This is a genomic window from Bacillus sp. NEAU-Y102 (assembly GCF_054788175.1).
On the sequence record NZ_JBTWFK010000001.1, the window covers coordinates 773,757 to 795,023 of the forward strand.

Here is a 21,267-nt window from a genome sequence, read left to right on the forward strand (position 1 = left end):
ACGCTCACATTTGTTGTTCTTCTTCATAATCGCACGAAATACATTGTACTTGCACGCCTTTTTTCAACTTCTTCTCTACAAGCATGCCTTCACACTTCGGACATTTACGACCAATCGGCTTATCCCAAGATACAAAGTCACATTCTGGATACGTACCGCATCCATAGAAAAGGCGTTTCTTTTTGTTACTACGACGCTCAATAATTTGTCCTTCTTCACATTTCGGACAAGTTACACCGATTTCTTTCACAATCGGTTTTGTATTACGACAATCAGGGAAATTCGAACAAGCCATAAACTTCCCGTATTTACCCATTTTAAAGACCATTGGATGTCCGCATAATTCACAGTCTTCCCCAGCTGGCTCATCTTTAATTTCCACTTCACGCATTTCTTTTTCCGCTTTTTCTAAGCGCGGTTCAAATCCTACGTAGAAATCATCAACAATTTTCACCCAATTGGCATTTCCTTCTTCCACTTCATCAAGGCTTTGCTCCATATTGGCAGTAAATTCAATGTTAATAATTTCCGGGAAAAATTCTAAAATAAGTTCAATTACTATTTCACCAAGTTCAGTCGGAACGAAGCGTTTATTATCCAAGCCTACATATCCACGTTTTTGAATCGTTTCAAGTGTAGGTACATAAGTCGACGGTCTTCCAATTCCAAGTTCTTCAAGTGTTCTTACTAGACGAGCCTCTGTATAGCGCGGAGGAGGTTGTGTAAAATGTTGCTTCGGTTCTAAATCCTTCGAAAATACAGTTTCCCCTACTTCTAAAGGCGGCAACATCTTATCCTTTTCTTCAGCACCATCATCTTTCGACTCTACATACACTTTCATAAATCCTGGGAACTTTACAACCGATCCACTTGCACGGAACTGAACATTGTTATTAATGAGTCTCGCTGTCACAGTATCCATTATAGCAGACGCCATTTGACTTGCAACAAATCGCTCCCAAATCAATTTATATAATCGAAGTTGATCACGACTTAAGAAACTTTTTAGTTCCTCTGGCTTTCTCATTACCGAAGTAGGACGAATTGCCTCATGTGCATCTTGTGCATTTGACTTTTTCGTTTCTTTCTTCTTTTCTGTTCCTATGTATTCCGTACCATACGCTTCAGTGATGTAAGTACGAGCCTCTGTTTGAGCTGTTTCTGAGATACGTGTTGAATCAGTTCTCATATACGTAATAAGACCTACAGTTCCTTGTTTTCCAAGATCTATCCCTTCATACAATTGCTGTGCAAGCATCATCGTTTTCTTTGCTCGCATGTTTAACTTACGTGCTGCTTCTTGTTGCAAGGAAGATGTTGTAAACGGTAATGCAGGATTACGTTTTCGCTCTTTGCGCGTTACATTTTCAACTGAAAACGCATTGTCTTTCATCTGTTCAATTATTTCATTCACTTGCGTTTCATTCGTTAATTGAACCTTTTCCCCATCTACACCGTAAAAGCTTGCTTCAAATGTGTCTTTTCCTTTTACAAATTCTGTTTTAATTGTCCAGAATTCTTCAGGTTCAAAGCTTTGAATTTCCTTTTCACGTTCGATGATTAAACGAACTGCTACAGATTGTACACGCCCTGCACTTAATCCTTTTTTTACTTTCTTCCATAATAAAGGACTAATATTGTAACCAACAAGACGATCAAGTATACGTCTTGCTTGTTGTGCATCTACTAAATCCATATTAATTGCACGAGGATGTTTAAATGATTCTTTGATTGCATCTTTCGTAATCTCATTAAACACAACCCGACAATCTGATTCAACGTCCACATTTAACGTATTCGCTAAATGCCAAGCAATTGCTTCCCCTTCGCGGTCTGGATCGGCCGCGAGATAGACTTTCTTTGCTTTTTTCGCCGCTGATTTTAAATCTTTTAAGACGGGACCTTTACCACGAATGGTAATATACTTCGGGGTGAAGTTGTTCTTTACTTCTATCCCCATTTGACTTTTTGGCAAATCGCGAACATGTCCCATAGACGCGACAACTTTGTATTTTTTCCCTAAATATTTCTCAATGGTCTTCGCCTTAGAAGGCGACTCCACGATCACGAGGTAATCTGACATGCTAGTGCCTCCTTAAGAGGTGGATTCAAGTCTTCATTAATCTTATTGATTTCTCTTGTTTTTGTCAATCAAGAATGAATATACCATACAGTGCCAATCTACCATTTGTCAATAATTGTTTAATAAAAATTTAAAAATATAAGGTTAATTTAAAATCTCTTCCAAGATATCTTCTGCATTTCTTACTAATTTTGCTCCTTGTTGAATAAGATGATTCGTTCCCGATGCCCCCTCTATAAATATAGGTCCAGGAAGCGCAAACACCTCTCTATTTTGCTCTAACGCAAGGTCTGCAGTAATAAGTGTCCCACTTCTCGATTTCGCTTCTACAACTAAAACACCTTTACTTATACCACTAATAATCCGGTTCCTTTTTGGAAAATACCATTTTTTCGGTGCATAGTGCGGAGGATACTCTGTCAATAACAATATATATTCCTTCCACATTTCATATAAATGTCTATTTTCTTTCGGATACATAAACGACAATCCGTGCCCTAATATCCCAATAGTGGGACAATGATGCCTTACTGTAATCTCATGAGACATTGTATCTATCCCTTTTGCAAACCCACTGACAATAAGCCACTCTCTTTCTAATAAAGGGTGTAAAATAAATTTCAAGCTCTCATGACCATATAATGATGGTTCTCTCGTTCCAACAACTGCTAATTTATTTACTTTATTTAGAAAATCTTTCTCTCCTTTTCCATATAAAACGAAGGGAGGGTCTTGTATTTCACGTAATAATTGTGGATAATTTTCATCCCATATCGTTATATAAAAGATACGGTTTTTCTCTAAATAAGATATATATTGCGGAAGATTTGAACTTTGAAGAAATTCCACTAGTTCTGAAGATTTTTTCGAGGATATTCCAGTGTAGTGCTCCATTTGTTTTTCGTTAAAATTATATATGTTCTTTAATTCTGGATCGACATATAGTAGCCTCTCCATCGCTTTCCAATAATCTGCTAGCAAGTAATGAAGATGTAATAACCGCTCTCTTTTCATCTTGATTCTCCTTACCCATAATTTTTATTATGTAAACAGAAAAAAGTGTAAAAAGACACCCTCAAGTAAGAAGGTGTCTTTCAACAGATTAATAGTTTTTGCAAGTCTCAAATAGACCTTTTTCTTTTAAAACAGAGATTAGCGTTTCTCCCATAACTGCTGGAGTTTCAGCTACTTTAATGCCACAAGCTTCCATTGTTTTAATCTTTTCAGCAGCAGTTCCTTTACCACCAGAAATGATTGCACCAGCATGGCCCATACGTTTGCCAGCAGGCGCTGTTTGACCACCAATGAAGCCTACAACAGGTTTTGTCATATTAGCTTTTACCCATTCAGCTGCCTCTTCTTCTGCTGTACCGCCGATTTCACCAATCATAATTACAGCATGTGTTTCTTCATCTTCATTAAATGCTTTTAACGCATCAATAAAGTCTGTACCGTTAACAGGGTCTCCACCGATACCTACAGCAGTAGATTGGCCAATACCTTCTTGTGTTAATTGATGTACAGCTTCATACGTTAATGTACCAGAGCGAGATACGATACCAACATGACCTTTTTTATGAATATATCCTGGCATAATACCAATCTTACATTCATCTGGTGTGATTACACCTGGGCAGTTTGGTCCAAGTAAACGTGTATGTTTACCAGCCATATATCTCTTTACGTTTACCATATCTAATACAGGAATTCCTTCAGTAATACATACTACTAAATCAATTTCTGCATCAACTGCTTCCATAATTGCATCTGCCGCAAAAGCGGGTGGAACGTATACAACTGAAGCGTTTGCGCCTGTTGCTTTCACTGCATCTTCTACTGTATCAAATACTGGTACACCTTCAATATCAGTGCCGCCTTTACCTGGTGTTACACCACCGACAATTTTCGTACCGTATTCAATCATTTGTTTTGTATGGAATAAACCTTGAGAACCTGTAATACCTTGAACAATAACTTTTGTATCTTTATTAACTAATACGCTCATTTTTCTCCCCCGCTTTCTATTAGCCCACTAGTGAAACAATTTTTTGTGCACCGTCTGCCATAGATTCTGCTGCAACAATATTTAAGCCAGACTCATTTAAAATTTTCTTACCTAGTTCTACGTTTGTACCTTCAAGACGTACAACTAAAGGTAACTCAAGACCTACTTGTTTCGTTGCTTCAATAACACCTTCTGCAATAACATCACACTTCATAATACCACCAAAAATGTTAACGAAGATACCTTTTACATTTTTGTCAGAAAGGATAATTTTGAATGCTTCTGTAACTTTTTCAGCAGTTGCACCGCCACCAACATCTAAGAAGTTAGCTGGGTCACCGTGGTAATGTTTAATGATATCCATTGTAGCCATCGCTAAACCTGCACCATTAACCATACAACCGATATTTCCATCTAAAGGAATGTAGTTTAAATCGTATTTTGAAGCTTCAATTTCTTTTGAATCCTCTTCATCAAGATCACGAAGCTCTAAAATGTCTTTATGGCGATATAACGCATTAGAATCAAAGTTTAATTTTGCATCTAATGCCATAACTTTACCTTCACCTGTTGTAACAAGTGGGTTAATCTCAGCGATAGAGCAATCTTTTTCGATAAACGCACGGTATAAGCCCATCATAAACTTCACAGCTTGTCCTACAAGCTCTTTTGGAATATTGATGTTAAATGCAATTCGGCGTGCTTGGAAACCTTGTAAGCCTACTGCTGGATCAATATATTCTTTAAAGATTTTTTCAGGTGTTTTTTCTGCTACTTCTTCAATTTCTGTTCCGCCTTCTTCAGACGCCATTAAAACAACTTGAGAAGTTGCACGATCTAAAACTAGACCTACATAATATTCTTTTTTAATATCGCAACCTTCTTCGATAAGTAAGCGTTTTACTTCCTTACCTTCAGGACCTGTTTGATGTGTCACAAGTGTAGTTCCTAAAATGCTTTCTGCATATGTACGAACTTCATCTAAATTTTTTGCAACTTTTACTCCGCCAGCTTTGCCGCGTCCACCAGCGTGAATTTGTGCTTTCACTACACATACATCTGTTCCTAGTTCTTTCGCTGCTTCTACAGCTTCTTCTACTGTAAATGCAACCTTCCCGTTCGGAACGCTAACCCCATAGCTTCTAAGGACTGCCTTACCTTGGTACTCATGGATATTCATGGTCCCATCCTCCCCTGTTTTCCTGTTTTACTCGAAAAGTTTTTTAATGTTTAAAAAACATTACATTGCCATTGTATAAGATGATTGGCACGCTGTCTACAATAAAGTGTCAGAAAACTGAAATCGCTTTATTCTTTTTCGAAAATAGTAATGTTTATATGCCAAAATAAAAAATAAGCTGTATATTTACAGCTTATTTTTGAATCATATCTTTAATTGGCGCGAATGACTTTCGGTGTTCATCTAATACTCCATGCACTTCAATTGCCTCTAAATGTTGCTTTGTGCCATATCCCATATGTTGCTCAAATCCGTATTCAGGATACTTTTCTCCCAGTTCTTTCATCATACGATCTCTCGTTACTTTCGCAATAATAGATGCAGCTGAAATAGAAATACTTTTCGCATCACCTTTAATAATTGAGGTTTGCGGAATTGGTGTAGGAAGCTTCATCGCATCAATTAATAAATGTTGGGGTGTACAAGATAAATTTGCAACTGCATCTAACATTGCTTGTTTCGTTGCTTGGTAAATATTAATGTCATCAATAACTTGCGGTGATACAATTCCTACTCCAATTGCAATTGCTTGTACTTTTATTTCATCATAAAAACGCTCACGTTTCGCTTCACTCAGCTTTTTTGAGTCATTTAACCCTGGAATATAAAAATCCTCTGGAAGGACGACAGCTGCCGTCACAACAGGCCCAGCCAACGGGCCACGCCCTACTTCATCAATACCCGCGATATATGTGACCCCTTTTTCACGCAAAGCATTTTCATACTTGGACATTTCAAAAAAATTCTCTTTTTCTTTCTGTTCTAACTCTTTTTGTTTATACCACTTCAAAACGAGCTTTTGAACGCCTTTTCGCTCATCTTTCATTAACAGTTGAAAGCGATCATCTTCTTCATTCATAATTTCTTTCAATACATTTTCCGCTTCTTTTATCGTCATTTTTTGCATTTATACAAACTCCTTTTTAAACGTATCCAAAAAGAAAAGACGCACAAACGCACGTCTTATACTTCTTCTATTTTTTCCACATCTTCTACTTGCTCTGCAAACTCTTCCGGTGTTTCAAACGTCATTTTTCCAAGTTTGCCACCACGAAGCTCACGAAGTACAAGCTCAGATGTCTTATCATAATCAATCATTCCGCCGCCCATTAAGCAGCCTCTATTTTTTCCAATTGCATCGAATAATTCCACAATATCTTCTGGAATCTCATTTAAATTATAGCGTTCTTTCAAGCGTTCTGGATAATGTTTCTCCATAAAACGTAATGCGTAAACAGCTACATCTTGTAAATTTAAAATTGAATCTTTAATTGCACCCGTCGTCGCTAAGCGAAGACCCACTAATTGATCTTCAAATTTAGGCCACAGAATACCTGGCGTATCTAACAATTCCATTTCCTTCCCAACTTTAATCCATTGTTGAGCTGTTGTCACACCTGGACGATCTCCTGTTTTAGCAATATTTTTCTTTGCCAATTTATTAATTAATGTAGATTTACCAACATTTGGTATACCTACAATTAATGCACGAATCGCTCTCGGTCTAATACCTTTTGCAACCATTTTATCAAATTTTTCTTTAACAAGCACTTTACAAGCTGCTGCAATTTCTTTCATACCTTGTCCAGCTTGCGCGTTAATCGAAATTGCCATATGACCTTTTTCTTTAAAATATGCGATCCATTGTTTTGTTAAACGGTCATCTGCCATATCCGCTTTATTTAAAACAACAAGCCTTGGCTTATGTGTAATGATTTCATCAATCATTGGGTTTCGAGATGATAATGGTAATCGAGCATCTACAAGTTCAATTACAACATCAATTAATTTTAATTTCTCCGTTACTTGGCGTCTAGCCTTCGCCATATGCCCTGGAAACCATTGAATTACCATGTTGCCACCTTCTTTTTCATTTATTTCACAATACGTGCGTCTTCTAACGGCCAATATAACATATTAGCTTTACCAATTACTTGATCCATTGAAATCGTACCGATTGAACGGCTATCTTTACTAAAACGACGATTATCACCTAAAACAAATAATTGATCTTTTGGAACGGTTTTCTTGCCTGTCATTTCTTCAAGATTAAAATCATATGTAAGCGGTCCGTCAGCAATTTGCTTTTTCTGCTTGTCTAAATACGGCTCCTCATAAGCCTTTCCGTTAACATACAGCTTATCATTACGATACTCTATTTCATCGCCCGGTAGGCCTATAATGCGCTTAATGTAATCTTTATCTTCTGTTGCTCGAAATACGATAATATCAAAGCGTTTTGGATCTCCAATGTGATAACCAATTTTATTTACAATCATTCGATCACGATCATGTAAAGTAGGTGCCATCGATACCCCGTCTACGAGAATTGGCGCAAAGAAAAACTGTCTAATAACACCAGCTAATACAACAGCAATCAAAATTGCTTTAATCCATTCCCAAAGTGAACTCTTCTCTTTTTTCATGCATTTCCCCTCCACGGTTATGTAAGCTGTTCGTATTATACCAAAATTTCATATAGATTGGAAAAAGGGAGCTTGTGCATTTACAAGCTCCCATACATGTCTTATCGAATTTCTTTAATACGTGCTTTTTTACCGCGAAGGTTACGTAAGTAGTATAACTTAGCACGACGTACTTTACCACGGCGAAGTACTTCGATTTTCGCGATTCTTGGCGTGTGAACTGGGAATGTACGCTCAACACCTACACCGTAAGAAATCTTACGAACTGTGAATGTTTCACTAATTCCGCCACCACGACGTTTAATTACAACACCTTCGAAAAGCTGAATTCTTTCACGAGTTCCCTCAACAACTTTTACGTGTACACGTAAAGTGTCACCAGGACGGAATGAAGGAAGGTCAGTTTTTAATTGGCCTTTTGTAATTTCTGCGATTAATTGTTGCATATTAAATTCTCTCCTTTAAACAGATGCTCTTATAAAGTCTTAATAAATTACAGCGGAACATCGTTAATACGGCTACTGATTTCAGTAGCACAAATGTTATAATAGCATATTACTAGGCCTGTTGCAATAGCAAATATATGAAGTTATTACTGCTCTCGCTTTATTTCCTCAAGCCATTTTTTCTCTTGTTTAGATAGATCTCTATCATCTAACAAATCAGGTCTACGCGTATACGTACGGCGCAAAGATTCCTTATGTCGCCATTCGTCAATATTTTTATGATTCCCTGACATTAATACATCCGGTACCTTCATACCACGAAAATCAGCCGGACGTGTATAATGAGGATGCTCTAATAAACCTGTACTAAACGAATCCTCTACTTGTGAAGCATGATTCCCTAGCACGCCTGGCAAGAGACGTACAACACTATCAGTAATAACCATAGAAGCTAATTCTCCGCCCGTTAATACATAGTCACCAATAGAAATCTCATCCGTTACGAGATGCTCACGAATTCGTTCGTCATACCCTTCATAATGCCCACATACAAAGATCAAATGTTCTTCCCCTGCAAGCTCTTCCGCTTTCTTCTGCGTAAATCTTTCGCCCTGCGGACACATTAAGACAACTCTCGGCTTACGCTCTGTCTCTTTCGTCAAATCTTCTACAGCGTCAAAAATAGGCTGAGGAGTAAGCACCATACCAGCTCCTCCGCCGTAAGGATAATCGTCTACGCTATTATGCTTACTTGTTGTATAATCACGAAAGTTAACAACACGAAGGTTTACCGCTTCCTTTTCTTGTGCCTTCTTTAATATAGAAGATCCAAATACACCGGTAAACATGTCTGGGAACAACGTTAAAATATCAATTTTCATTATAGCAATCCTTCCATTACATGAATGGTTACTAATTTATTTTCAATATTAACTTGAAGTACAACGTCATCAATATAAGGAATTAAGAGATCTTGACCCTTCGGACGTTTAATCACCCAAACATCATTTGCACCAGGAGAGAGAATCTCTTTGATTGTCCCTAGCGCTTCTCCTTCTTCCGTTACAACGCTGCAACCAATAATTTCGTGATAGTAGTATTCACCTTCAGCAAGTTCACCTAACTGCTCTTCCGGTACTTTTATTAAAGAACCTTTAAACTTCTCTACTTCATCTACATTGTTATATCCTTCAAATGTTAATAAATCGAATGTCTTATGTTGGCGATGAGAAGTTATCTTCACTGGAAGATAGTCTGTGTCTTTCTCATTCGATATGTATAGCGTGTTTCCTACTTTATATCGCTCTTCTGGAAAATCAGTACGAGAAATCACACGGATTTCTCCTCTTACTCCATGAGTATTTACAATTTTCCCTACGTTAAACCACTTTGTCATAAATAGTATGTCACCCCTGGTTTCTATATAAATTAAGCATCTCCATTTCATAGATGGAACATGCAATCTCTATTTAAATGTTAAAAAAGGGAGAGGAATAACTCCTCGCCCTTTTTACGTTTATTGAATTTCCAGTGTTACTTTTTCATCATTATGATGTCCCACTGAATACAAGAGCATTCGAATCGCTTTCGCAACTCTCCCTTGCTTTCCAATGACTTTTCCAACATCCTCAGGATGTACAGTTAATCGATACTTTATCTCTCCGTTGCAAAGTTCCTGTGTAACTTTTACATCTTCAGGATGATCGACAAGAGGCTTGACAATCGTCTCGACTAACTTCTTCATAGTCATTGCCTCAATTACTTACCTTGTTTAGATAAGTGGAATTTCTCCATGATACCTTGGTTAGAGAATAAGTTACGAACTGTATCAGATGGTTTAGCACCATTTCCTAACCATTTTAATGCTGCTTCTTCGTCGATCTTAACTTCAGCTGGTTGAGCAACTGGATTGTAAGTTCCGATTTCCTCAATGAAACGTCCGTCACGAGGAGAACGAGAATCTGCAACAACTACACGATAGAAAGGAGTTTTTTTAGCTCCCATACGTTTTAAACGAATTTTAACTGCCATTTATAAAGCACCTCCGAATTTATTTCACACAGATAATTATATTAGCAAAAAGACTATTGCTTTGTAAAGTATTTTTTCTTAACAGAGCCATCTTTTTTTCCTTACATGAATGGAAACTTCAATCCACCTAGTCCTTTTTTCTTGCCTTTTTGCATTCCCGTCATCGTCTTCATCATTTTTTTCATGTCATCGAATTGCTTAATTAGACGATTGATTTCTTGTACAGTTGTACCGCTACCTTTGGCAATGCGCTTTTTGCGACTAGCATTGATTATTTCCGGTTGTTCTCGTTCTAATTTAGTCATAGAACGAATAATTGCCTCAATATGCCCAATTTGTTTTTCATCAACTTGCGCATTTTTCAGCCCTTTAATTTTATTTGCACCAGGAAGCATTCCTAACAATTCATCAAGCGGTCCAAGTTGACGCACTTGTCCAAGTTGTTCTAGGAAATCGTCAAGCGTAAACGAAAGCGTACGCATTTTTTGCTCAAGTTCTTTTGCTTTCTCTTCATCAACTGTAGCTTGCGCTTTTTCAATCAATGTTAAGACATCGCCCATCCCTAAAATACGGGATGCCATACGCTCTGGATGGAACGCTTCAATTGCATCTAGTTTTTCACCCATACCAGCAAATTTAATCGGTGTGTTTGTTACAGCCTTAATAGATAATGCAGCACCACCGCGGGTATCACCATCTAATTTCGTTAATACAACACCTGTTAAACCTAACTGTTCATGGAAACTTTGTGCAACATTTACCGCGTCTTGTCCCGTCATCGCATCGACAACAAGGAAAATTTCATCCGGTTTCGCAACTTCTTTAACTTTCGCTAATTCATCCATTAGTTCTTCATCAATATGCAGGCGACCCGCTGTATCGATTAAAACATAATCATGATGATCTTCTTTTGCTTTTGCAATCGCTTGTTTCGCAATTTCAACAGGACTTACTTGATCTCCTAAAGAAAATACAGGCATGTCCAATTGCTTCCCTAATGTTTCAAGCTGTTTAATCGCTGCTGGACGGTAAATATCCGCTGCAACAAGCATCGGTTTACGATTATGCTTTTTACGAAGCAAATTCGCAAGCTTACCTGTCGTCGTTGTTTTACCCGCACCTTGCAGACCAACCATCATAATAACAGTCGGTGGCTTATTAGCAACAGCAATTTTGCTTTGCTCTCCGCCCATAAGTTCTGTAAGTTCTTCCTGTACAACTTTAATTACTTGTTGTCCAGGTGTCAAACTTTTCATTACATCTTGTCCGACAGCACGTTCAGACACACGCTTCACAAAATCTTTTACTACTTTAAAGTTAACATCTGCTTCTAAAAGAGCTAGACGAACTTCTCTCATCATTTCTTTCACATCGGCTTCAGAAACTTTTCCTTTGCCGCGGATTTTTTGCATTGTCTGTTGAAGTCGGTCGGCTAATCCTTCAAATGCCATATTGCCGCCCTCCTAATCTAATTTTTCGATAGCTTCAACAACTTGTTTCATTTCTTCATTCACATGCTCTTCTTCGCTGATTAGCTGTTTTAGCTTTGCAACAAGTCGCTGTCGCTCTTGAAACTTTTGAAGTAATACTAATTTTTCTTCATATTCTTCAAGCATCGCTTCAGTCCGTTTAATGTTATCATACACGGCTTGGCGACTTACATCAAATTCTTCCGCAATTTCACCAAGAGATAAATCATCTAGATAATAAAGCGACATATAACTTCTTTGTTTTTGCGTTAACAACGATTGATAAAAATCAAATAAATAGTTCATTCTCGTTGTTTTTTCGAGCATGTTGGATCATCCTTTGTTAAGTGATTTCCCTTTACATAAGTTAGTTTACATGGAGTCCAAAAGAGTGTCAAGTTTTTTTCTTAACATCATATATTTTTATAGAAAAAGAAGCGGAAATACCGCTTCTTTCGCTTACGCTTCTTCTGTTTCTACTAAGTTCGCAAATAAACCATACACATATTGTTCTGGATCAAACTGCTGCAAGTCATCCATTTGCTCTCCTAATCCAACAAACTTCACCGGTACATCAATTTCGTTACGAATCGCTAATACAATACCACCTTTAGCAGTTCCATCTAACTTCGTTAAAACAATACCTGTTACATTCGTTGCTTCACGGAATGTTTTCGCTTGGCTTAAACCGTTTTGTCCTGTTGTTGCATCAATAACAAGCAATACTTCATGAGGAGCACCTGGTACTTCACGCTCAATTACACGCTTCACCTTCTCTAACTCTTTCATTAAGTTTACTTTATTTTGCAAGCGTCCTGCTGTGTCACATAGTAATACATCTACCTTACGTGCTTTTGCAGCTTGTACAGCGTCATACATAACCGCCGCTGGATCAGATCCAGATCCTTGTTTAATCACTTCTACACCAACGCGATCGCCCCATACTTCTAATTGTTCAATCGCCCCAGCACGGAATGTGTCTCCTGCCGCCAATAAGACTGACTTACCTTCTGATTTAAACTTATGCGCCAGTTTACCAATTGTCGTCGTTTTTCCTACACCGTTAACACCAACAAATAAAACAACCGTTAATTGGTCTTCTTGCATATTAATTTCGTTACTAAAATCGCTGTCACCTTTGTAAATTCCTACTAGTTTTTCTGAAATAACAGCTTGTACTTCTTTTGGATCTTGAATGTTACGACGTTGTACTTCTTCTTTCAATTGATCAATTAATTCCATTACCGTTGCGACGCCAACGTCTGCACCGATTAAGATTTCTTCTAACTCTTCGAAGAAATCTTCGTCCACTTTACGGTAACGATACACTAAATCATTCACTTTATCCGCAAATGAATTTCTAGTTTTTTCTAATCCGTGTTTAAATTTCTCTGTAACTGTATCCGTTTGTTTTGAAATTTTTTCTTTTAGTTTTTTAAAAAAACTCATACTTTCCCATCCTTCCTATTCACTTGCAATAAGTTCTTCTCCGGCATCTAAACGAACCGAAACAAGTTTAGATACCCCTGATTCTTGCATTGTTACACCGTACAACACATCAGACTCTTCCATTGTACCTTTTCTATGTGTAATTACAATAAACTGCGTCTCATCACTAAATTTCTTTAAATACTGTGCAAAACGAGCTACATTCGCTTCATCAAGGGCGGCCTCTACCTCATCTAGTACACAGAACGGTACTGGGCGCACTTTTAAAATACCAAATAAAAGCGCAATTGCCGTTAAAGCACGCTCTCCACCTGAAAGTAAACCTAAGTTCTGCAATTTCTTCCCTGGCGGTTGTGCTACAATATCAATACCCGTATTTAGTAAATCCCCTGGATTAGTCATTACTAAATCCGCTCTTCCGCCTCCAAATAACTCAGAGAATACCGATTGAAACTCCATTCTAATGCCTTCAAACGTAGTAAAAAAGCGTTTTTTCATTTCTTCATCCATTTCGGTAATAAGCTGGTGCAATGTCGTTTTCGCTTCTTCTAGGTCGTCTCTCTGCTCTAGTAAAAATGTATGACGCTCCGCTACGCGTTCATATTCATCAATTGCCCCTAGGTTCACTGTACCTAACTCTTCTATGGATAATTTGATTAATTTTACTTTCTTACGCGCATCTTCTGCAGGCATTGTCATTGTATATTTTAGTTTTGCCGCTTCAAATGAAATCGTATATGTTTCACGTAAATGTTGTAATCTATTTTCCAACTCTACATCAAGTCGGTTTATTTTCACTTCTTGATCTTTCAACATTTCAATAATATATTTATGTTTACCTGTCGTTTCTTTCAAATTACGCTCTAAATGTTCTACTCTCTCTTGCAACGAGACACGTTGTTCGCGACGAGAGCGAATTAATTCTGAAGTTTGATTACGATCATACGCTTTCTTCTCAATCATATTCGTAATTTGCTCTTCACCACTTGAATTAGATGTCATTTCTTGTTTTAAGAAAGCTAAATCCTCTTTCGTTTTTACAAGTGTCGCATCCGTTTCTTCTTTTTCCTTCGTAAATCGTTCAACTTTTTCTTTTTGATTAGATAAGCGTTGTTGCTTTTCAGCTACCAGCACTTTTAACTCAGTCATTTCTTTTTGAACTTTTTCTTTTGAAGAATGTTGCTCACTTTTTTGTTTTGTTAAAGCTACAATTTTACTATCTAACTCTGTGATATCAGCTTGAAGATTCGTTAAAATCCCTTCTAACGCCTCTTTACGCCCTTGTGTTTTTACTCGATCTTGTAAAAAACCTTCAATCTCTAAATCATAAATAGACAAGCGGTCATTAATACGATGTTCTTCTAATTCTAAACGATTAATCTCTTCTCTTAATTTCTGCTCATCTACACGCTCTGCTTCTACAGTTTGCCTTAGTTCGCGTATTTTCACTTCTTTTTCTTGAATCTCTTGTTTTACTGCTTTAACAAAGTTTTCTAACTTCGTTGTTTTTTCTTCCATATCAGTTAACTTGCGAGTCCACTCTTCCAGTTCACGTTGGCGTCCTAATAAAGAAGATTTCGCTTGTTTTACCGCTCCACCAGTCATAGAACCGCCAGGATTCACTACGTCACCTTCGATTGTTACAATGCGATAACGGTATTGCAGTTGTTTCGCCAACTCATTTGCTCCGCGTAAATCTTTCGCAACAATAACAGTACCTAATAAATTTGAAACTACATTTTCATATTTATTATTGTACTGCACAAGTTCTGCCGCCACACCTACAAACGATGGGTGTTGATTTACAATGCGTAATTGCTCAAATGATAACGACCTACTTTTAATAACAGCTTGCGGTAAAAACGTTGCACGCCCATGTTTATTTTGCTTTAAAAATGCAATTGCATTACGAGCATGTTCCTCTGTTTGTACAACAATGTGCTGCATCGCTGCACCTAGAGCGATTTCCATTGCAACTTCGTATTCTTTAGGTACCGTTAACAGTTCCGCAACAGCACCCTCGATACCTTGCAACCTATTTTCTCTAGCTTTCAATACTTCACGTACACCTTGATAGAAGCCAGAATAATCTTCTTGCATCTCTTCAAGCATTTCTTTTCGAGAACGTGCCTGTTGCACAAATTGATATGCTTGATACAGTTTTGTTTCATTTTCACTATACTGCGTCTTACATTTCCCGAGCGCCGCCTCTGTCTTCTGTATGTTTGAGAGGATGCCAGCTACTTTTTCTTTCACTTGTTCGTAATTTTCTACAAGTTTCGTCTTTTTCGCTGTAATTTCCATACGCATTTCTACATATTTCGCATTCTCTTCATCCAGCCGCTCGTTTTTAGACGTTTGCTGTTTAGATTGTTCTTCAATCATAGATAATTCATTGCGATGACTAGCTTGTTGATTTAAAAGTTCAATATAGTCACCTTTTAAATTCTCAATCTGTTCCTCTAAATTGTCAGCAAAAGTAGCAAGCAGTTGCTCATTATCATGCAATTTTTGCTCTAACTCTTTTACTTCATTCACAAATTGCATTAAAGCTTCTGTACTTGACGCAATTTCACCATCGTAACTTTTAGCTTTCTCTGTTAATTCAACAATTAACTGCTCAAGTTGCGCACAATGCGTCGTAGCATTTTGCTTTCTCTCTTTTAACAACTCGCGCTGTCCTTCTAGTTTTTCTAGCTCTTTACTAGAAAGAAGAAGTACTTCTTGCAACGAATCTACAGACTCATCTACCGCTTGTAATTGTCCTCGTAATTCCTCAAGCTCTTCTTCACTTTTTTGTAAATCCGTTGACATTTTAGCTTCTTCGTCTTTATTATGCCCAAACTGATTTCGAAGCGCTTCCCATTTCTCATGCAATTCTTCAATTTCATGTACAATAAGCGCAGCTTCTACTTTCTCTAATTCTTCTTTATTCTCAAGATAATCTTTCGCAATAGAAGCTTGTCTTTCTAAAGGTTCTACTTGACTACTTAATTCATGAATTATATCTTGTACACGATTTAAGTTTTCTTGTGTTTCTGCTAACTTCCCTTCAGCTTTCTTTTTGCGAAGTTTGTATTTCAGTACGCCTGCCGCTTCTTCAAATACACCTCGACGCTCTTCTGACTTACTACTTAAAATCTCTTCCACTTTCCCCTGGCTAATAATTGAAAAAGCTTCTCTTCCCATACCAGAGTCCATAAATAAATCGATAATATCTTTCAATCTACATGATTGTTTATTAATATAAAAATCACTATCACCTGAACGAGATACACGACGTGTTACACACACCTCATTGTATTCAATTGGTAAACGTTGATCTTCATTATTTAAAGTTATTGTTACTTCAGCAACATTAACCGCTCTCCTCGTATCACTGCCTGCAAAAATAATATCCTCCATCTTTGCACCACGTAATGATTTTGCAGATTGTTCACCAAGTACCCAGCGAATCGCATCAGTAATATTACTTTTCCCGCTTCCATTAGGGCCTACTACAGAAGTTACACCTGGGACAAAATCAACAGATACACGCTCAGCAAAAGACTTAAATCCTGCTATTTCTAATCTTTTTAAAAACACGAAAGGCCTTCCTCCTATTCTCCGTTGCTATAACTGTTATCTATACAAAAACGAGCTATCATACGGATTTCCCTTCCTTTTATTCACAAACAAAAAGAAAGTTTCATTCTATGCATAAGGAATCCCCCTCATTCAAAGGGGGATTCCTTATAGTTGTTCTTTTAATTTTTTCAATGCTTCTGCAGCAGCTTGTTGCTCTGCTTCTTTTTTCGACTTACCACTACCAAGACCTAAAGCTACGTTATTTAACGTAACACGTGACACAAATTCTCGATTGTGAGCTGGTCCTTTTTCTTGCAAAATTTGATACTCAACATTGCCACTACCATCACGCTGAATCAATTCTTGTAACTGACTCTTATAATCCATCACATGAGAAAAAGCACCCTCATTAATTTTCGGATATACAATTTCTTTTAAGAATTCCCAAACTGTTTCTAACCCTTGATCAAGATAAAGGGCACCAATAAACGCTTCAAAGACATCCGCTAATAAAGCTGGTCGTTCACGTCCACCTGTCATTTCTTCACCTTTTCCTAATAAAACAAGGCTACCAAATGACAATTCGTTCGCAAAACGAACAAGAGATGGCTCACATACAATAGCTGCACGTAGTTTTGTTAACTCTCCTTCGCTCATTGTCGGATATTTTTGAAACAGATACTGCGATACAGTAAGTTCCAATACTGCATCTCCAAGAAATTCAAGACGCTCGTTATCTTCATGCGGTTTTTTTCGATGCTCATTCACATACGATGAATGCGTAAATGCTTGAATCAATAATTTTTCATCTGTAAACGTAATACCTATCTTTTCTTGAAACACTTTAAATGCTTCACGATATTTTGTTTCGTATTTTTTTTCTCTATATTTTCGGTACGGCATAGGTCCCTCCAGATATAAGCCAGAAAGCCCCGCTAAAAAACGGGACTTCACTTAAGCATTATAGATGACTCTCTATGTAAGTCACAGCATCGCCAACAGTAGCAATCTTTTCAGCATCTTCATCAGAAATTTCCATTTCGAATTCATCTTCTAATTGCATTACAAGTTCTACTACATCTAGGGAGTCTGCTCCTAAATCTTCCTTGAAGCTTGCAGCTGGTACTACCTCAGTCTCTTCTACTCCTAAACGATCAACGATGATTTTTGTTACGCGCTCTAAAACATCTGCCATTCCATTCACCTCCCCTCAAATATTATATTAAATATTGACCAAAAAAACTAGGTGAAATCGATTCTTTTATTACATTACCATACCGCCATCAACATTTAACGTTTGACCTGTAACATATTTGCTTTGATCAGAAGCAAAAAACGTTACAGCATTCGCGATATCTTGCGCTTCACCAAATTGAGCAGCTGGAATAACTTTTAACATTTCTGCTTTAATATTCTCATCTAGTACATCTGTCATATCAGTCGCAATAAAGCCCGGCGCAATTGCATTCACTGTAATATTTCGACTTGCTAACTCTTTTGCAGATGTTTTTGTTAATCCAATAACACCCGCTTTAGCAGCAACATAATTAGCTTGCCCTGGGTTTCCTATAACACCAACAACCGAAGCGATATTTATAATTCTACCGTGACGTTGACGCATCATATAGCGAGATACTGCTTTTGTACATAAGAATACACCTTTTAAGTTTGTATTAATAACTGTATCCCATTCTTCTTCTTTCATACGCATTAATAAATTATCTTTTGTTACACCAGCATTATTTACAAGAATATCAACTTGTCCAAATGTATCTACTGTTTGTTTCACCATATTTGTAACATCATCAGCATTTGCAACATCTGCTCTTACCGCAATTGCATCAGAACCTAATTTCTTAATTTTATCTACTACTTCATTTGCTTTTTGTTCATTACCTGCATAATTCACTACTACATTTGCCCCTTGTTTCGCTAAATCGATCGCAATCGCGCGACCAATTCCACGTGAAGCGCCAGTTACTAATGCTACCTTCCCTTTTAACATCAGTTTTCTCCTCTCAAATTTGAAATGGTATCTTTTAATGTCTCTTCATCATATATCGCATATGCTTTCACTGATGAATCAATCGACTTCATAAGTCCAGCAAGTACTTTTCCAGGTCCAATTTCAATAAATGTATCTACTCCCTGCTGCACCATACATTCAATAGACGGGTACCATAATACAGGCGAATAAAGCTGTTCGATTAACTTTTCTTGAATGTCTGCACCACGTGTAATAACATCCGCCGTAACATTTGCAATAACAGGAATATTCGTGTCATGAATTGTAATTTCATTTAAAACACTTTGGAACTTCTCAGCTGCCGGCTTCATAAGTGAAGAATGGAAAGGCCCACTTACTTTTAGTGGAATTGCTCTCTTTGCACCATTTTCTTTCGCTCTTTGAGAAGCAACCTCTACACCTTGCTTCGTTCCAGAAATCACAATTTGCTTCGTACTATTCATATTAGCGATTTGCACTGCATATCCTTCACTTGTTACTTCTTCTGTAACTTGTTTCAGCATATCTAGGTCAGCACCTAATATAGCTGCCATCGCACCTTCCCCGTCTGGAACAGCTTCTTCCATATATTCGCCACGTTTCCTTACAGCATATACAGCATCTTCAAAAGTTAATGCACCAGCTGCTACAAGAGCGCTATATTCACCTAAACTATGACCAGCGACAAAGTTAGGTGTAATGTCATACTCTTTCAAAGCTGTCAAAATAGCAAAACTCGTTGTTAATAATGCAGGCTGAGCATTTGTTGTTAATGTAAGCTTTTCCTGCGGTCCTTCAAAAATCACTTCTGAAAGTGAATCTTGTAACACCTCATCTGCTTTTGCAAACACTTTTGCAACCTCTTTATTATTCTCTGCTAATTGTTTACCCATTCCAACTGCCTGTGAACCTTGGCCCGGAAAAAGAAATGCTATTTTTCCCATTTCAAATCCTCCTCTTATTGGAGTGACTCTTTCTCCATTACGCTTGAAATTGTAGGAATTACTTCTTTCGCTACCATTTCTCTCGTTTGACGAATCGCACTAAATATCGACTGGTCATTAGAAGAACCGTGAGCCTTAATGACAGGTGCTTTCAATCCAAATAATGCAGCTCCCCCATACTCCGAATAATCCATTTTATCTTTTAATACCATAAGTTTTGGCTTTAATACCGCCGCTGCTAATTTGCTCGTAAACGAACTCATTAGTTGTTCTTTCAACATAGAGAATAGCGCAAGTGCTGTTCCTTCTAATGATTTCAACGCTACATTCCCTGTAAAACCATCACATACAACAACATCTGCTACACCTTGCAATAAATCTCTCGATTCAACGTTCCCAACGAAATTAATTGGCGCATCCTTAAGCATTGCAAATACTTGCTTTGAAAGCTCGTTTCCTTTTCCATCCTCTGTTCCAACGTTTAATAGTCCAACACGAGGATTTTCAATTCCTCTTACCTTCTCAGCATAAACAGATCCCATTACTGCATATTGATATAAATGAATTGGTTTTGCATCAACATTTGCTCCAACATCTAACATAACAAAACCTTTTCCATCTACAGTTGGCATTGTAGGCGATAAAGCTGGTCGCTCAATTCCTTCCATACGACCGACAACAAATAATCCAGCTGCCATTAAAGCTCCTGTACTACCTGCGGATATACAAGCGTCTGCTTCTCCATCCTTTACTTGCTGTGCCGCAAGTACCATTGAAGCTTGTTTTTTTCGACGAACCGCTCTTACTGGTTCTTCCGTCGATTCTATTTTTTCGTCTGTATGAAGAATAGTAATTCGTTCATCACTCGTTAAGTATTGACGAATTTCCTCTTCTTTCCCTACTAACGTAATATGTAAATCAGAATATTCCTTAATAGCTTTCATTGCCCCTAATACTACAGCCTTTGGAGCGTGATCTCCGCCCATTGCATCTATTGCGATTTTCATAAGTTGTTACCTTCCTCACTATAATTACTAGATCGATACATTTCAAAAGTGCCTGTAAAAACAAGTTCTTCTCCAACGAAGCTACGCACTTTGACAACCGTCCGTCCCTTATCATTCTCTACGTCTTCAACACGCGCTTTTGCAACAACACGCTCTCCTAATTTTACAGGGCGAATATATCGAATGGTAGACTTTGCAGTTAAAGCTAATTCTTCATCAATAACCGCAACAGCTAGTGAGTTTGCTTGCGCAAACAGATGATGCCCACGGGCAATTTGATTTCTTTTAAATACATGTTCTACCTTTACTTCAAAGATAGAGATTGCATGTCTATCTAATTCAATATCAATAATTTCTCCGACAACCTCTTCTAACGGTAAAGATTTCACATCTTCTTCATGTTGCTTTGTAGCTACATGTTTAATTCTCTCTCTTAATTCAGGAATAGACAATTCCATACGATCCAGTCGTACTGTTTGTATACTCACTTGAAATTTTTCCGCTAAATCTTCATCCGTAATAAAAGGATTTGATTCGATTGTTTGTTGTAATAATTCTTGTCTTTCTTTTTTACTTCTTCTTTTCTTCATACCGC

General features: G+C 37.6%; 22 protein-coding genes. All 22 read right to left on the minus strand.

The window, feature by feature from the left end; translation table 11 throughout:
• Positions 1–4: 4 nt before the first annotated feature.
• Positions 5–2,083 carry a type I DNA topoisomerase gene (gene topA / locus ACYFX0_RS03715; RefSeq protein WP_001286957.1) on the minus strand — a complete coding sequence of 693 codons (2,079 nt, stop codon included), beginning with the start codon at positions 2,081–2,083 and terminating at the stop codon, positions 5–7.
• 144 nt (positions 2,084–2,227) lie between these two features.
• Positions 2,228–3,097 carry a DNA-processing protein DprA gene (gene dprA, locus ACYFX0_RS03720; RefSeq protein WP_106081596.1) on the minus strand — a complete coding sequence of 290 codons (870 nt, stop codon included), beginning with the start codon at positions 3,095–3,097 and terminating at the stop codon, positions 2,228–2,230.
• Between the two features lie 88 nt (positions 3,098–3,185).
• Positions 3,186–4,088, minus strand: coding sequence for a succinate--CoA ligase subunit alpha (sucD, locus tag ACYFX0_RS03725; protein ID WP_000115178.1), 903 nt, complete (start codon positions 4,086–4,088; stop codon positions 3,186–3,188).
• A 19-nt stretch (positions 4,089–4,107) separates the two neighbouring features.
• Positions 4,108–5,268: an ADP-forming succinate--CoA ligase subunit beta gene (gene sucC, locus ACYFX0_RS03730; protein ID WP_001020791.1), complete on the minus strand. Its 1,161-nt coding sequence runs from the start codon at positions 5,266–5,268 to the stop codon at positions 4,108–4,110.
• A gap of 193 nt (positions 5,269–5,461) precedes the next feature.
• A complete protein-coding gene (locus ACYFX0_RS03735; RefSeq protein ID WP_001171121.1) occupies positions 5,462–6,235 on the minus strand; it encodes a ribonuclease HII in 774 nt (257 codons plus the stop codon).
• Positions 6,236–6,291: 56 nt separating this feature from the next.
• Positions 6,292–7,182 carry a ribosome biogenesis GTPase YlqF gene (gene ylqF, locus ACYFX0_RS03740; protein WP_000236702.1) on the minus strand — a complete coding sequence of 297 codons (891 nt, stop codon included), beginning with the start codon at positions 7,180–7,182 and terminating at the stop codon, positions 6,292–6,294.
• 20 nt (positions 7,183–7,202) lie between these two features.
• Positions 7,203–7,754: a signal peptidase I gene (lepB, locus tag ACYFX0_RS03745; protein ID WP_000711853.1), complete on the minus strand. Its 552-nt coding sequence runs from the start codon at positions 7,752–7,754 to the stop codon at positions 7,203–7,205.
• A 101-nt stretch (positions 7,755–7,855) separates the two neighbouring features.
• Positions 7,856–8,200 (minus strand): 50S ribosomal protein L19, encoded by a 345-nt coding sequence (gene rplS / locus ACYFX0_RS03750; protein ID WP_001186516.1) that lies wholly within the window; start codon positions 8,198–8,200, stop codon positions 7,856–7,858.
• A gap of 146 nt (positions 8,201–8,346) precedes the next feature.
• A complete protein-coding gene (trmD, locus tag ACYFX0_RS03755) occupies positions 8,347–9,081 on the minus strand; it encodes a tRNA (guanosine(37)-N1)-methyltransferase TrmD (RefSeq protein ID WP_000686901.1) in 735 nt (244 codons plus the stop codon).
• On the minus strand, positions 9,081–9,596 hold the full coding sequence (gene rimM / locus ACYFX0_RS03760) for a ribosome maturation factor RimM (RefSeq protein ID WP_097822646.1): 516 nt from the start codon (positions 9,594–9,596) through the stop codon (positions 9,081–9,083). The genes trmD and rimM overlap by 1 nt, the downstream gene beginning before the upstream one ends.
• 120 nt (positions 9,597–9,716) lie before the next feature.
• Positions 9,717–9,944 carry a KH domain-containing protein gene (locus tag ACYFX0_RS03765; protein WP_000737393.1) on the minus strand — a complete coding sequence of 76 codons (228 nt, stop codon included), beginning with the start codon at positions 9,942–9,944 and terminating at the stop codon, positions 9,717–9,719.
• Positions 9,945–9,958: 14 nt separating this feature from the next.
• A complete protein-coding gene (rpsP, locus tag ACYFX0_RS03770) occupies positions 9,959–10,231 on the minus strand; it encodes a 30S ribosomal protein S16 (protein ID WP_000268748.1) in 273 nt (90 codons plus the stop codon).
• Positions 10,232–10,332: 101 nt separating this feature from the next.
• On the minus strand, positions 10,333–11,682 hold the full coding sequence (gene ffh, locus ACYFX0_RS03775; RefSeq protein ID WP_000863460.1) for a signal recognition particle protein: 1,350 nt from the start codon (positions 11,680–11,682) through the stop codon (positions 10,333–10,335).
• A 12-nt stretch (positions 11,683–11,694) separates the two neighbouring features.
• The gene (locus ACYFX0_RS03780) at positions 11,695–12,027 is read right to left on the minus strand and encodes a putative DNA-binding protein (RefSeq protein ID WP_000891062.1); all 333 of its coding nucleotides are present in this window, start codon (positions 12,025–12,027) and stop codon (positions 11,695–11,697) included.
• A 132-nt stretch (positions 12,028–12,159) separates the two neighbouring features.
• On the minus strand, positions 12,160–13,149 hold the full coding sequence (gene ftsY / locus ACYFX0_RS03785) for a signal recognition particle-docking protein FtsY (RefSeq protein ID WP_000007640.1): 990 nt from the start codon (positions 13,147–13,149) through the stop codon (positions 12,160–12,162).
• Positions 13,150–13,164: 15 nt separating this feature from the next.
• Positions 13,165–16,734 carry a chromosome segregation protein SMC gene (gene smc / locus ACYFX0_RS03790; protein ID WP_106103218.1) on the minus strand — a complete coding sequence of 1,190 codons (3,570 nt, stop codon included), beginning with the start codon at positions 16,732–16,734 and terminating at the stop codon, positions 13,165–13,167.
• A 147-nt stretch (positions 16,735–16,881) separates the two neighbouring features.
• A complete protein-coding gene (gene rncS, locus ACYFX0_RS03795; RefSeq protein WP_001146875.1) occupies positions 16,882–17,619 on the minus strand; it encodes a ribonuclease III in 738 nt (245 codons plus the stop codon).
• 58 nt (positions 17,620–17,677) lie between these two features.
• Complete coding sequence (gene acpP, locus ACYFX0_RS03800) at positions 17,678–17,911, minus strand: acyl carrier protein (protein ID WP_000786062.1); 234 nt, start codon at positions 17,909–17,911, stop codon at positions 17,678–17,680.
• A gap of 69 nt (positions 17,912–17,980) precedes the next feature.
• Positions 17,981–18,721: a 3-oxoacyl-[acyl-carrier-protein] reductase gene (gene fabG, locus ACYFX0_RS03805; protein WP_460269904.1), complete on the minus strand. Its 741-nt coding sequence runs from the start codon at positions 18,719–18,721 to the stop codon at positions 17,981–17,983.
• Positions 18,721–19,665, minus strand: coding sequence for an ACP S-malonyltransferase (gene fabD / locus ACYFX0_RS03810; RefSeq protein ID WP_000515908.1), 945 nt, complete (start codon positions 19,663–19,665; stop codon positions 18,721–18,723). Before fabD ends, fabG begins: the two co-directional genes overlap by 1 nt.
• A 14-nt stretch (positions 19,666–19,679) precedes the next feature.
• Positions 19,680–20,672, minus strand: coding sequence for a phosphate acyltransferase PlsX (gene plsX / locus ACYFX0_RS03815; protein ID WP_000684100.1), 993 nt, complete (start codon positions 20,670–20,672; stop codon positions 19,680–19,682).
• Positions 20,669–21,262, minus strand: a complete 594-nt coding sequence (gene fapR, locus ACYFX0_RS03820) for a transcription factor FapR (RefSeq protein WP_000747349.1) — start codon at positions 21,260–21,262, stop codon at positions 20,669–20,671. Before fapR ends, plsX begins: the two co-directional genes overlap by 4 nt.
• Positions 21,263–21,267: the final 5 nt, after the last annotated feature.

Bases quoted from the DNA above. Each gene is read 5' to 3' on its own strand.
- fabD (WP_000515908.1), bottom strand. From the start codon at position 19,665: ATGGGAAAAATAGCATTTCTTTTTCCGGGCCAAGGTTCACAGGCAGTT.
- ftsY (WP_000007640.1), bottom strand. From the start codon at position 13,149: ATGAGTTTTTTTAAAAAACTAAAAGAAAAAATTTCAAAACAAACGGAT.
- topA (WP_001286957.1), bottom strand. From the start codon at position 2,083: ATGTCAGATTACCTCGTGATCGTGGAGTCGCCTTCTAAGGCGAAGACC.
- rplS (WP_001186516.1), bottom strand. From the start codon at position 8,200: ATGCAACAATTAATCGCAGAAATTACAAAAGGCCAATTAAAAACTGAC.
- sucD (WP_000115178.1), bottom strand. From the start codon at position 4,088: ATGAGCGTATTAGTTAATAAAGATACAAAAGTTATTGTTCAAGGTATT.
- rpsP (WP_000268748.1), bottom strand. From the start codon at position 10,231: ATGGCAGTTAAAATTCGTTTAAAACGTATGGGAGCTAAAAAAACTCCT.
- lepB (WP_000711853.1), bottom strand. From the start codon at position 7,754: ATGAAAAAAGAGAAGAGTTCACTTTGGGAATGGATTAAAGCAATTTTG.
- ffh (WP_000863460.1), bottom strand. From the start codon at position 11,682: ATGGCATTTGAAGGATTAGCCGACCGACTTCAACAGACAATGCAAAAA.
- ACYFX0_RS03765 (WP_000737393.1), bottom strand. From the start codon at position 9,944: ATGAAGAAGTTAGTCGAGACGATTGTCAAGCCTCTTGTCGATCATCCT.
- acpP (WP_000786062.1), bottom strand. From the start codon at position 17,911: ATGGCAGATGTTTTAGAGCGCGTAACAAAAATCATCGTTGATCGTTTA.
- dprA (WP_106081596.1), bottom strand. From the start codon at position 3,097: ATGAAAAGAGAGCGGTTATTACATCTTCATTACTTGCTAGCAGATTAT.
- rimM (WP_097822646.1), bottom strand. From the start codon at position 9,596: ATGACAAAGTGGTTTAACGTAGGGAAAATTGTAAATACTCATGGAGTA.
- fabG (WP_460269904.1), bottom strand. From the start codon at position 18,721: ATGTTAAAAGGGAAGGTAGCATTAGTAACTGGCGCTTCACGTGGAATT.
- trmD (WP_000686901.1), bottom strand. From the start codon at position 9,081: ATGAAAATTGATATTTTAACGTTGTTCCCAGACATGTTTACCGGTGTA.
- ylqF (WP_000236702.1), bottom strand. From the start codon at position 7,182: ATGGTAATTCAATGGTTTCCAGGGCATATGGCGAAGGCTAGACGCCAA.
- ACYFX0_RS03780 (WP_000891062.1), bottom strand. From the start codon at position 12,027: ATGCTCGAAAAAACAACGAGAATGAACTATTTATTTGATTTTTATCAA.
- plsX (WP_000684100.1), bottom strand. From the start codon at position 20,672: ATGAAAATCGCAATAGATGCAATGGGCGGAGATCACGCTCCAAAGGCT.
- fapR (WP_000747349.1), bottom strand. From the start codon at position 21,262: ATGAAGAAAAGAAGAAGTAAAAAAGAAAGACAAGAATTATTACAACAA.
- rncS (WP_001146875.1), bottom strand. From the start codon at position 17,619: ATGCCGTACCGAAAATATAGAGAAAAAAAATACGAAACAAAATATCGT.
- ACYFX0_RS03735 (WP_001171121.1), bottom strand. From the start codon at position 6,235: ATGCAAAAAATGACGATAAAAGAAGCGGAAAATGTATTGAAAGAAATT.
- sucC (WP_001020791.1), bottom strand. From the start codon at position 5,268: ATGAATATCCATGAGTACCAAGGTAAGGCAGTCCTTAGAAGCTATGGG.